General features: G+C 35.6%; 10 protein-coding genes. 9 read left to right on the top strand and 1 reads right to left on the bottom strand.

Going from position 1 to position 12,129, the window contains the following annotated elements:
- Positions 1 to 614: 614 nt before the first annotated feature.
- The 9 genes from MKY44_RS18515 to MKY44_RS18475 all read left to right on the top strand — a co-directional run bounded on the left by MKY44_RS18515 (position 615) and on the right by MKY44_RS18475 (position 10,126).
- Complete coding sequence (locus MKY44_RS18515; protein ID WP_341008110.1) at positions 615 to 1,796, top strand: WXG100 family type VII secretion target; 1,182 nt, start codon at positions 615 to 617, stop codon at positions 1,794 to 1,796.
- A 19-nt stretch (positions 1,797 to 1,815) separates the two neighbouring features.
- On the top strand, positions 1,816 to 2,271 hold the full coding sequence (locus tag MKY44_RS18510; protein WP_341008109.1) for a hypothetical protein: 456 nt from the start codon (positions 1,816 to 1,818) through the stop codon (positions 2,269 to 2,271).
- A 135-nt stretch (positions 2,272 to 2,406) separates the two neighbouring features.
- Positions 2,407 to 3,018, top strand: a complete 612-nt coding sequence (locus tag MKY44_RS18505) for a pentapeptide repeat-containing protein (protein ID WP_341008108.1) — start codon at positions 2,407 to 2,409, stop codon at positions 3,016 to 3,018.
- Positions 3,019 to 3,466: 448 nt separating this feature from the next.
- Positions 3,467 to 4,783 (top strand): hypothetical protein, encoded by a 1,317-nt coding sequence (locus MKY44_RS18500; RefSeq protein ID WP_341008107.1) that lies wholly within the window; start codon positions 3,467 to 3,469, stop codon positions 4,781 to 4,783.
- 187 nt (positions 4,784 to 4,970) lie between these two features.
- Entirely contained in the window at positions 4,971 to 6,197 is a 1,227-nt protein-coding gene (gene avs1a, locus MKY44_RS18495) for an AVAST type 1 anti-phage system MBL fold metallo-hydrolase Avs1a (RefSeq protein ID WP_341008106.1), read from the top strand.
- Between the two features lie 14 nt (positions 6,198 to 6,211).
- Positions 6,212 to 7,285: a trypsin-like serine protease gene (locus tag MKY44_RS18490; protein ID WP_341008105.1), complete on the top strand. Its 1,074-nt coding sequence runs from the start codon at positions 6,212 to 6,214 to the stop codon at positions 7,283 to 7,285.
- Positions 7,282 to 7,761 (top strand): ABC-three component system middle component 2, encoded by a 480-nt coding sequence (locus MKY44_RS18485; protein WP_341008104.1) that lies wholly within the window; start codon positions 7,282 to 7,284, stop codon positions 7,759 to 7,761. The genes MKY44_RS18490 and MKY44_RS18485 overlap by 4 nt, the downstream gene beginning before the upstream one ends.
- Complete coding sequence (locus MKY44_RS18480) at positions 7,754 to 9,673, top strand: AAA family ATPase (protein WP_341008103.1); 1,920 nt, start codon at positions 7,754 to 7,756, stop codon at positions 9,671 to 9,673. Before MKY44_RS18485 ends, MKY44_RS18480 begins: the two co-directional genes overlap by 8 nt.
- A gap of 165 nt (positions 9,674 to 9,838) precedes the next feature.
- A complete protein-coding gene (locus tag MKY44_RS18475) occupies positions 9,839 to 10,126 on the top strand; it encodes a DUF6809 family protein (protein WP_341008102.1) in 288 nt (95 codons plus the stop codon).
- Between the two features lie 115 nt (positions 10,127 to 10,241).
- Here the strand turns inward: MKY44_RS18475 and MKY44_RS18470 are convergent, their stop codons facing one another.
- The gene (locus MKY44_RS18470) at positions 10,242 to 11,603 is read right to left on the bottom strand and encodes a right-handed parallel beta-helix repeat-containing protein (RefSeq protein ID WP_341008101.1); all 1,362 of its coding nucleotides are present in this window, start codon (positions 11,601 to 11,603) and stop codon (positions 10,242 to 10,244) included.
- Positions 11,604 to 12,129 lie beyond the last annotated feature (526 nt).

Raw genomic sequence — 12,129 nt, 5'->3', positions numbered from 1 at the left:
TTCTTTAACAAAAACATGCGGTTACAACAAATAGACCTGCTTGCAGCTTAAAGCCTCTTGCCCTCCTCTCTTTTAAAGATGGTTCTTCCCCTTTTTTCTTTACTGAAAAAGAAATTAAGGAGGTAGAACTCTACAGGCTAGAAAACTCTATGAAGTAGGAATGTATATGTAAAATGAATGCCTGCCAATGATTATGTGTTGCAGACAAAATGTAAAACTCATTTATACGCATTGATATCTTAGTTATGTTAGGCTCTGATACCCATCTTGAAAATATAAGATTTCAAAATAAATATTTAAATTGTAATATATTCCATTTATACAAACATATAGTACAACTAATCATTGGCACAGTCAAGTTTCTTCATTAGTACTATGATTTGTTAAAGTTTTCGGCTTGTCGTAGTAAAATGCCACAGTATCCTGTAGTCGTAAAAGGAAAACCCTCTGGAACATGTATACACCTACATAGAGATCGTATGGGGCTGAGGGACGGATATTATTCATTCTGAGCGTGGATTCATGCAGTGAAATCAGGAGGTTAGCCGGATGTAATTGCCACTAAACTTCTGCTAACATAGTCCTATCATATCTTAGATGAGCGGTGAAAATGGATGAATACCATTAAAGTTACCCCTGAACAGTTACATCACGTATCGAATCAAGTGGATCAGGCGAGACAACAATTGGAGCATATACGGGAGAATCTCACAAGACAGATCATGTTCCTTCAGCAGATGTGGCTGGGTGTGACGCAGGAGCGTTTTTATGATGAGTTTGCACGGTCACGTCCTTTATTGCAGAGGGCGCTGGAAAGTATGGTGAACACCTCTAAGGAACTGAAGGATATCGCCACGCGATTTGAGAATGTCGATGCTGAAAAAGTGAGTCTTGGCAGTGCTGTTGGTGCTCTAGGTGCGGGAGTAATGATGAAGACCTCAAGATATTATGCCGGTTCGGATGATAAGGGCTATCGGATGGCACAAGTCAATGTGTTTGGGAAATGGGTATGGATGCCTGTAAACGAGAATGGTGTTGCGGATCAGGCTGCGCTCCAGGCATATCAGAAGGATCAGGGGCATTTGGATTTTAATCGGATGCAAGCTGTAAATGTTGAACCGCCAGGGGAAGATTTTTTTGCGATGCAGATCAAAGCCTTTGAGCAGGGAATCGATCCGTACACAGGCGAGCCTGTATCTGATAAGTATGCTCAGATGATGTTGACTTCTCTAAAGTTCAGTCAGCTATTTATGGCATTTCAGATGGTTCGCGGGAGTATGCCGGGTGGCAAAGGGCCGTTTCGCGTACCTTCTTCTCATCCAGCTGTGGCGAAGATTAAAAAGAATTTGGAAGCGGCTGAAGCAAGGAAAGCGAATGCGTACCAGAGTAGTTGGAAAATCAATGAATTAAAGAATACTGAGGGTTTTAAAAAAGGAACTACAAGTAATGCATTGAATCATATCTTCGAGGGTGAAATAATAAAGGGACAAGCGGTTGGATTTCATTATGAAGGTATGCCAAATACCAAAGGGAAAGTTGTTGGAAATATTGATCCTCCTAATGAGTATGGTGTGTATAGAGCCAATGTAGAGGTAGATGGAATACTAAAAAAAGCGAAGACCACGTTCTTTTCGAAAGATTGGACACCACAACAAGTAATTGATGAAATAAATATAGCATTCGATAACAAAGTTCTCTTCAAAAATAATAGATATAGGGGGACTTCCAGTACAGGAGTGACTATTGAATTTGTTATAAAAAATGAGAAAATCACATCGGCTTATCCGTTGTATTAAGAAGATTGGAGATACGAACATGATTAAATACAGGTATACAATCGAATATAAAGAAGATTTCAACGAAGTTATCGTGGACTTAGGCATCGATTCATCATTAAAGAATGGTTATTTGATTAGTAATTCTTTGGGATCGGATATATTTGGAGACTTTGCCACGATCCAGGAAGAGATCGGAAACTTAATCGAATTACTGAAAGGGAAAATAACGTTATACGAAGGTGGAGGGAATGTGAACTTAATAAAATCTGATAAGTCTTTCACAACTTTTGAAGATATCTTTGCAGAAGAAGATGAAGAGGACAGTACATGTGAAATTGAAACATTAGAATATGTAAAGATACTATTGTTGTGGGCAAAAGAGAACTTTCAGTATAAAAGCCGACGAGGCGTTATCTTGAAAGAAGAAGCGGAATTAGCATTAGAGTGGATAAACAAAAAATATATTGAAATCTGTGAGATTGAGAGTCAATAATCGCAAAAGATCGTTGACCATGCTCATCGTTTATTAGATACGATTAATGTTGAGTTTCAAGATTCTTTCTGTCTTGTTGTTTTCAAAATTCCAGAAAAGTAGTAAAAGGTCAGGGTGACTAAATGTGATGCAGCAATGAAATCAACTAACCAACAAGTACTGATAGAGCAATTAAATTCACATCGAGTGTGGATTGAAACCATTGGAGAAAAGGGTGAAAAATTAGGTGTTGATGAAATAGACTTTCGTCATGTTGATTTATCGGGATATCCTTTGGATCAAGCTTATTTGACCGAATGTGCATTTGATGGCATGAATTTGGAACATATGGACATGTCATCATCGTTGTTATGTTCATCCAGCTTTACTAACACCAACGTAGTAAATGCTGATTTCTATAAGGCAGATTTGTCTTATGCCGATTTTACAGATGCCGATGCACAAGGTGCAAGGTTTGCCAAAGCGGATCTCTCTGAGTCCATCTTTACAAATGCGAATTTGTCAAATGCAAAGCTAATTTCCAGCTCCCTGTACCTTACAGATTTTCGAGATGCTAATTTGAATCAGGTAGATGTCAGTTCAGCATCGTTTAAAGAAACTTTGTTGCACGGTGCTAACTTAACAGGGCTTAGGGGAATAGAAGAAGCTCTTATAAAAAGCATCAATATCGGAACGCCAGAAGAACCAAATATTCTGGTGGGTGAAGAAGCTATAAAATGGTTGCAAGACAATAGTTTGAGTGAATAATAGGAAAAAACATGTATGGTCGAAACTTATAAAAGCTTGTTTCACTCGAACGGTGGAGTATTTGATGTGCGAGAGACTTACGGCAATGCGGCTTAAAGAGTAATGATGATTTACTGATTACCTTCTATATAATAGGAGTACAATTTGAAGTAAGAGACGAATGCTTTTGCAGAACTTTACATCAAAGATGATTTTCAAGATACATGCAATTTTGCTTAAACGACCACCTGCTCAAAGCAGGTGGTCGTTAGGATTGATGTGTTGGAAAAAAGCTTTAGAGATTTCAATAGTGTTTATTAATTAAAGTTAAATGAACATATAGTACGAATGATAATTGATATATGTGTATCTTTTTAGAACTGGAAATTTATTATATGCTTTAAAAGTGAGATTCATGAAGAGAACTAAGATTCAAATGTAGTAGAATAATTAGGGAGATGGTGTATGAATGATAGTTGATTGGATAGGAAGACTTATTAGATGGAATGAAGTTATTGTCAATAATTATATTTCTTTCATTCCACATTGGATAAAGCTGTATTACTTAGTTTTCTGTGAAACCACTATATTTCTTCTACTGATTGAGTTGATTATGAGATTTCTTCTAAGATTGATTGCAGTTTTAAATAATTATGGGCTTCATCATGCCAGTTTAAATTCAGTGCATAAGCCAAATCTTTTAATCAAAATATACATATTATATTATAGTATTTCAAAATTTATATTCAACGTACGTAAAATAATCCCTGATTTGTGGGGGGAATATAAATTTCCGAAATTAAATCAAAATCTATATGATTCTTTAGCAGATAGAGGTTTTTTAGGGGCAGTTTCTAATCTTTTTATAAGTGCCTGGATACCTTCAAAAAGAATGATATCAAGCGTTATAATTGTTTTATACTTCTATTATAAGGGGGAAATTGAGTGGTTATTTAATATTAATCTATATAAAATAACTTTTAATGAAGTTGATAGCGTAACTGGTCTGTTAACAAAACTAATTGCTTTAGCTACTACAGGATTACTTGTAGTTGTTACTTGGAGAAATTTAAGTCTCAAGGGGAGGCAAATGAGGGCTATAAATAAAGCCAATCAGAATTATACTGAAAATTTAGTCGAAATTCATAGAAGATTATTACCGATCGCTTCAATGATTGTTTATAAAGCAACATTAAATTTAGAAATAGTTTTAAAAAATAAAGATAGAATATTAAATCAACAACTTAAAAACATCACCCCTTATATAAAATATGTGAATGGAAATTTTATATGTGGAGAAGAGTTAGATTCTTTTCGCCAAAACGCTCTAGATTATATTAATGTCGATGAGATTAAAGAAATAGATGAACTATTTTTAATTCTAGAGAAAGCAAAAAAAGAGAATTTAATGGTTAATTTTAATTTATTTTTCGTACTTGATTATGATATGAGAACTTTTGATTTTGAGTTTGCTCATAAAGATTATATGAAGAAAGTCTCCTTTGTAAGATCTTCATTTAAAAAACAGATACAGATGACGGAATACCAAAAAAAACTATTTAAAAATATGAATCTAAGTAATGAGGATGAGTCATACAAAACATATTATAAAGAGAAGCTTGCTGAATTCTATAAAGAAAACGAGAAGAAATTTAATACAGATATAATTAACTCAGTAGAGATGATTGTACAACTTCGTAAGTATGCGATAGCTTGTAATAAGGTCCTTAATATGAAATCCTCTAAAGTTGATGGTTGGCTGAGATCTATTGCAGATAGAGATTGACAAATTAATGGAGCTTAGCCATTAAACTTTTCTTGACTGACCTAATTTTTGTTTTTTGAGAAAATATAAGTTGTGGCACAAGTTTCGTGTAAGCGTCCCATATTGATAATTATTTGTTAGAAGAAATAAAGAAAACCGAAAGCATAACTGAAATTATCATAAAACTGGTGAGAAAGTTGGCGTAATTTTGACTAATATTAAAGTTGAGGTCTACCCTGCTCTAGAAGGAGATTGTTTTTTAATATGTATAGGCGATCGAAAAAAAACAAATATTTTAGTTGACGGAGGTTTTGCTAGTACCTACCATAATTATTTAAAACCTCGACTTTTAGAAATGGCAGAGAATGGCGAAGAATTAAGTCTTGTTATTGTTACACATGTAGACGCCGACCACATAGAAGGAATCATTGAACTTTTTAAGGAAAATGGAACAGCAGAGAATCCTTTGATAATTCCTATTAAGGAGGTATGGCACAATAGTTATAGACATTTAAATTTTCTCAAGCAAAAGAGTGTGGAGGAGCTTGATGTAAAAGAAGAAAGTATCCTATCTGGAATAATTAGCAAGTCATATGTTGAGCCGAGTAAAAGTAGGAACAATCCAAATAAAGGTGTCAGTGCAAGAGATGGATCAACATTAGCAGCATTGCTCTATAAGGGGAAATACAGTTGGAATAATGCATTTAATGGAGCTGCTGTTAATCTGAATGAGAGAAACTTCATCTCATTAACTTCTGAAATCTCACTTAATTTGTTATCTCCTGATTCAAACAAATTAAAACGATTGGAAAAGTTCTGGCTGACAGAGTTAAGAAAAAGTAAATATGATTTCAAATTAAACGATAATATTTTATTTGATGATGCATATGAGTTCTATTTACTTTCACAGAAAGATGAACAGCAGGTTAACGAGAGTAAAAATATTTCTTATCAGAAAGAAAAAACTAGTCTGAATAGTGTCTTAAACAAGAAAATGATTTATGATAACTCTGTTGTGAATGGTTCTTCTATTTCATTTATTCTTGAATACAAAGACTATAAATTATTGTTTTTAGCCGATTCTCACCCAGACATTGTAAGGGAAAACATACAAGGACTAGTGGATACCCAAGGTTACATCCCTTTTTTTGATGTTATAAAAGTAGCACATCATGGTAGTCACAGAAACACTAGTACTGAATTACTTTCATTAATTGACTCCTCAGTTTATTTATTTTCTACAAATGGGAAAAAAAATAATCACCCTAATAATGAAACTATCGCTAGAATTATATCTAGAAAGGGAACAGAACGGCGTCTTATATTTAATTATTTTATAGAAAACGAATTGTTAGCTAATGAAGATTTAAAGAAAGAATACCGCTTCATAGTTGAGTTTTCTGATGAGTTTGAGATCAAAGTAATTGAAATATAGAAAGGAAAGATAAAATGTTCACATATGAAGAGGCTGTAGGAAGACTGATCTGTGGGGATGAAGATGAGAATCGTGCTACTGTATTTCTGATCTCTCCTACGAAAGTAGTGACAGCTAGGCATGCGGTAGATGATTATTATTTGGAACATAAAGAAATTAACCTGGAATTTTTAAACATTCAAAAAGAATCGATTAAACGCAAGGGATACCCTATTGAAAAATTTGAAAGTTTTAAAACCCCTATAGCTATCTTAGAGTTGGATAATCCCGTTGCTTGTAATACATATTTAAAATTTTGTTACGACGAAATAGAAAAGGATAATATTTATGAGACTTTTGGGTATCCAGTTGTAAAGTGGGAGATGGGCCATCGTACTAAAAACAAAGTACTAAGGCTGGTGACTAATGATATGTCTCGACCATATGATTGGGATATCGACTTGAATTATGATGCAAATATAGAAGATTTCAGTGGTCTTTCAGGAGCACCTCTATTTGTCAAGGATAAATTAGTCGGAGTTGTTCTTGCTGAGTCTAAAGCCAACCATAAAGTTATTTCATTAGGATCAGTTAGTGTTAAAAGATTCAGTGATGCATTAGATAAATTAGAAATTTTAATTGATGAGTCATTACCTGAACTCAGTCTAAATGAGATACATCAATTAGATGAGTCAATGGATTTTTCAGAATCGTTATTCATCATGAAGCTTGAATCAGCTGAGATATACGACCATGAGGATTGTCAACAAGAATTTTTCAATGCAGAAATAGCAAAAAGTTCAGTAGAAGGGAGAGGTCTCTCAACTGAAATCAAAGAATTTTCTATGTTAAAAGAAAACATAAAAAGTGTATGGAAGACGCAACATCGATCATATAAAGAAGAAAATGATGGTAATGATTTGTTGACTAAGGTTTACGAAAGAGTTGAAGATTTAAACAATACTACTCTTAACTCCAATCTTGATATTCCATTAATAATAAAAAAAGGAATTCTGCATCAGTTATCAGATGAATGCAAAATTGGATGGGTTAAGGATTATAAACTTAGATTGGAAAATTTTCTGAATGAAAGGACTGAGATCGAATGATTGAGGAATTAAATTTAGTGAACAGAGATTTAATTCTTAATTCCATAAGAATATTAACTTTAATTTCTGAGTTTGAGTCTAAGAAGTCTTTTTGTATGAGTTTGAATCGTATTATGTTGTATGATTTTTTCATGAAATTTCCACGAACAATGATTCCAGCAAAGGAAAAAAATGAGGAGAAAAAAGATTTTAATGAATTTTATTCTTATTTTCATTGGCAACCGGATAGAGAAGAGTATAATTTATATTTAAGTTATTTAATAAGTAAAGATTTAATCGAAAGAAAGATAATAAAGAATGATTTTTGTTTTCATATCAATGAAAAGGGCAAAGAAGTCCTAGGAAAATTTAAGAGTTCCTACTCAAATGAATTAACTATACTTGCAAAATATATCAAACATAATATATCTAAGTTAAGTGATTCCAAAGTGGAGGGTATGATTATGGAGAGTCTAGACGGTATTCACAATGAGTAAAAAAATACATTTGGAAAAGTTAACTTTGGTCGGTTTCCGAAAAAATTATGAAGTAGTTTTTAAAAAAGGACTAAATTATATTTCAGGTCCTATGTCAACTGGTAAATCTTCAATTGCAGAAATGATCAATTATGCCTTTGGAAGTGAGAAACATAAAGCTTACATAGAAATAGGGAAAAGTTGTAAGGAAGTACAGTTAGACTTTTGGATTGGAGAAGAGAAGTTCAGGATTATTCGACCTTTATTCGAATATAATAGACCCGTTAAAATATTTCGTTGGGACAAGGGGAAGGCTGATTTTAATAGAGAGTTTGATTTGTTAGAAATTGACTCTCCAGCCAATGAGTACTCACTTTCTGCATTTTTATTGGATGAAATAGGACTTCCAAAAATTACTGTTGCAAACCAGGCCTTTAGCTTCAGGGATTTATTCAAATATTCATATGTGAAACAGTCAACTATCGATTCTGAAAATTTGTTAATGGAACAAACATCTGGTTCAAATATAAAAAGAAAGCCTACTTTTGAAATTATCTTTAATATTTATAACGAGTTATTAGGGGATTTAAAGCAGCAATTAAAAGAGAAAATTCAAAAAATAGAATTAATGAAAAATAAAAGAATTGGAGTATATGAATTCTTGAAAGAAATGAATATGCTTAATCAAGAATTATTTCAAACCGAAAGAGAACGACTCTTTAAAATTATTTTTAACGAAAATAGAAAACTTGAAGGTTTGAAAAAAAGTGGAACATATGATAAGAGTCTTACTTTAATTCTAGAGAATAGTATTATTAGCTTAAAAGAGAAGGTAACAACGATAGCCGTACTTATTGCTGAGAAAGATAAGTATGTAAACAAATTGCTATTACTGAGGAATCAATATTCCGGAGAAATTCAAAAAATCGAATTTATACTTGAAGGTTCAATTATCTTAAAAAGTTATGAATTTAGTTCATGCCCATCTTGTTTAAATCCCATAAACTCAAAGAGTGGTTGCAACTTATGTGGAAGTGAGCATACAGACCTCACAGAACAAGAAATCTTAACTTTCAGAAGTGAGGCTAGACGCTTAACAAGGAAATATAATAGTTTGGTTGCGTTTATTGATCTACAAAGAAAAGCAATTGTCGAATTTCAGAACGAAAAGAAAGTTATAGAAGAGGAATTGCATGAGAAACAACGTGAGTTAGATCATCTAAGGAACCATTATTTAAGTCCATATTTGGAACAAATTCAGCAAATAAACTATGAAATCGGAAAAGTTAATAGCAGTTTAGATCAATTAGAAAAAAATTCATATGTAATTAATCAATTCTCAATAATTAGTCAAAACATACTCGATGAAGAAAAGCAACGTGATTCATTGAAATCTACAATTGATTCATTAGAAAAAGAGAAAATATCTAAAAGTGATTTAATTCAGAATCTTTCTGATCTATTTTCAGATATTCTGGAGGAATTCTCCTTTCCTAAACTTAACAGCGCCTTTATAAAAGAGTCAAATTATTTACCTTATGTTAGAGGAGTCAAATATGACGAGCTAGGAAGTGGTGGAGCTGTCACGATGACCACTATGGCATATTTCTTATCTATAGCCCTATTAGTGTTTAAAAATAAAAATCACTTAGGATTATTAATAATTGATTCTCCTAGAAAAAACTTAGGGGCGGATTCGGAAGTTGATGATGAATTTAAAGATGAAGAAATCTTTAATTCAATTGTAAAATATTTTGATTCTTTAAACAGTAAAAACTTAAAGAATGATACTTGTGTAGAGGAAATTCAATTAGTCATTATAAATAATGGGCATCCTGATTTCATAAAAGATGACGATATCATCGTAAAATTTGATGGGAAAGGGACTGGTAAATTACCCTACGGATTAATTGATGACATAGAAAATTTATGAATATGCTCCTTTTAGCTCATCACACTAGCTATCTTTTGGTTAAGATATTAAGCGTTATTTCTAATAATATATTTAAATTCAAAACTAATCACTTTAGTGGATTTCCCGCTAAATTCACATCTCACCTCATACCTTGATATACAATCTGTTTGAGGTGAACCTACCATGAAGGATAACATGTCAAACCTGATCGAAGATTTGTTTCACGGGAATCTGCGGTTGGACGAGTCGATTCATCCTGAGCAAGCTGAGTATCAGGAGATCAATCGCCAGATATCAGATCTCATGCAGGACTACAAAACACAGCTTACCGAGAACGAATACGATGCTTTGGAGCAACTGATCGACTTGATTGGACAGTCCACATCCATGTATGTGGAAGCGGCGTTTGAGCAAGGTTTTCGTACAGGCGGTAGACTGATGATTGAGGTTTTAGCCAAAAATACCTCATAAGCCAGCTGACAATACAAAGCAATTCAAAAATCCCCTCCTCCATTACCACCGATCAGGCTGGAATGGAGGAGGGGATTTTGCTATTAAATTATTCTTTTATCATATTACCTACCACCTACCGCGCCCCAATATTCTTACCCGATGGCGTACCCGAGCCGATCAGATCACTGCCACCCGCAAGCTTGAGGAAATTGCCCAAGACAGGCGTTCCGTCCGCGCTGCGTGTTACCGAAGGCACGAGGGAGACAAAGTCGGCTGCGCTGGCGAGCAGGCCTTTGGCGTTCTCACTTTTTTTGTTCTTCCACCAGACGTTGGTGCTGCTGACGTCGGTTCCGCTTGTTTTGTCACTGGCGCCCCCTTGGAAGGACAGGTTGTTGGTGAAGATATGGGTGCCTACATCAAAAGCAAAGTTGCTTTGCCCATTGTTCCAGGAGGTGTTATTTTTCATCTGGATCGAACCGGGATTGCTGTTGTAGGTGAAGCCGTGCTTTTTATTATTAAACGCAATGCTGTTCTCGACGATATGATTTACTGCAATCTTCTCACCGCCCAGCTTGAAGCCGTTGCCATCACTGTTGGAGGTAGAAGTACCGTCTGCGGTTGCCCCGTTCGCGTAGGCGATGCTGTTGCGGATCGTAACCGCGCCGATGGCGCCTGTGTCCGTTTTGCTATAGAGATCCCAGCCATCGTCCACGTTATAGGCCGCAATACAACCGTCGAAGATATTGCCCGGGCCTACGGTCAGTTTGGCCGCAAAACCGTCTGCATCCTCGCCGTCATCCGGGTCATAGTTGTTGTGGGAGTAGGAACGAATCACTTCATTATATGCAGGCCATTCACTCTTGGCAGCCGTGGAAGCATAACGTCCCATTTGAATACCCGTATCCCGGTTGTGATGAGCCTCGATCTGCTCCAGACGGTTGTAACTGCCTCCGATGAAGATGCCGTTGTCGCCCGCACCCTTCACCTCAAGCCCTTTGACGAACCAGTAGTCTCCGAACATTTGCAGTCCACGATTGGTGGAAGCGAAGGTTTGGGCTGAGAAATCAAAGACCGGTTTTTCCGATCCATACGCCACCAGGTTTTTGCGTTGGCTCGATGTGCCGCTATTGCCACGTTCAATGGTAATGGTTTCGGAAAAGCTGTAAGTTCCGCCGCGTAGATAGATCGTTTTACCTGGGGCAATCTGGCTCAATGCGTTAACGAGTGACGTAGGGCTGTTTAGTGTTCCCGGATTGCTGGCTGAGCCATTAGGAGACACATACAGATCACCCGCAGCAAGTGTGATATTCGAAGTCGCCACCGATTCAGAGGGATTTTGCAAGCTGCTCTCGATCAGCTCTTCAGCACCAGCCGATCCACCACCAATCAATAATAGAGGGAACGCGGCGCTCAGACAGATCTGGGCCATTTTCGATTTCAGTGAACGTTCGGATCGTACAGATGCATGAGTAGATGTTGATGGGAATAATTTCATTACGCAAACCTCCTTGGTTAATGGGAAATAAAATAAAGAGCGCGTGGTAGCCGTGTACAAGACCGTTATCAATGAAAAAAGTCATATCGGCTGGCTAGATGCAATCTCTAGGACACAGGTTTATGGTAAATGCTGTAAGCGTTATCATCAATAATCATCTGATCATATGGAGATACATGCAGGCAGTTCAGGCCTGCAAGCTTCCAATGCCTGTAATATCACGTGAATTATGTAATCTTTCCATTGGGTGATAGCTCTCATTTAACGAAGAATCATCTGAAATGAACGTAGAGAAGTAAGCTTTTCCATTCCCCGAGCACAAGTCTTACCTTCGATCCACTCAAATGAACTTCTTTTAATTTAAAATAAATAGCAGCATGCATCCTGAAGTGGAGATTACACTCAAGCTAGTTATGAAAAAGCCCTGATAGCAGCTGCAACGGGCAACTTGACGATCAGGGCTATGCTTAATTCAGAACGTAATTTGCTTACTCAAAATACTCGAATGTACTAACAGTGTCAGACT

Origin of the sequence: Paenibacillus sp. FSL R7-0026, from assembly GCF_038004485.1 — a bacterium.
Taxonomy (GTDB): domain Bacteria; phylum Bacillota; class Bacilli; order Paenibacillales; family Paenibacillaceae; genus Paenibacillus; species Paenibacillus xylanexedens_A.
The sequence above is the reverse complement of the archived record's forward strand: the minus strand, read 5'-3'. Positions and strand labels throughout refer to the sequence as shown.

Excerpts from the sequence above, each read along its gene's own strand:
- MKY44_RS18515 (WP_341008110.1), top strand. The coding sequence starts at position 615 with ATGAATACCATTAAAGTTACCCCTGAACAGTTACATCACGTATCGAAT.
- MKY44_RS18510 (WP_341008109.1), top strand. The coding sequence starts at position 1,816 with ATGATTAAATACAGGTATACAATCGAATATAAAGAAGATTTCAACGAA.
- MKY44_RS18505 (WP_341008108.1), top strand. The coding sequence starts at position 2,407 with ATGAAATCAACTAACCAACAAGTACTGATAGAGCAATTAAATTCACAT.
- MKY44_RS18500 (WP_341008107.1), top strand. The coding sequence starts at position 3,467 with ATGATAGTTGATTGGATAGGAAGACTTATTAGATGGAATGAAGTTATT.
- MKY44_RS18490 (WP_341008105.1), top strand. The coding sequence starts at position 6,212 with ATGTTCACATATGAAGAGGCTGTAGGAAGACTGATCTGTGGGGATGAA.
- MKY44_RS18485 (WP_341008104.1), top strand. The coding sequence starts at position 7,282 with ATGATTGAGGAATTAAATTTAGTGAACAGAGATTTAATTCTTAATTCC.
- MKY44_RS18480 (WP_341008103.1), top strand. The coding sequence starts at position 7,754 with ATGAGTAAAAAAATACATTTGGAAAAGTTAACTTTGGTCGGTTTCCGA.
- MKY44_RS18475 (WP_341008102.1), top strand. The coding sequence starts at position 9,839 with ATGAAGGATAACATGTCAAACCTGATCGAAGATTTGTTTCACGGGAAT.
- MKY44_RS18470 (WP_341008101.1), bottom strand. The coding sequence starts at position 11,603 with ATGAAATTATTCCCATCAACATCTACTCATGCATCTGTACGATCCGAA.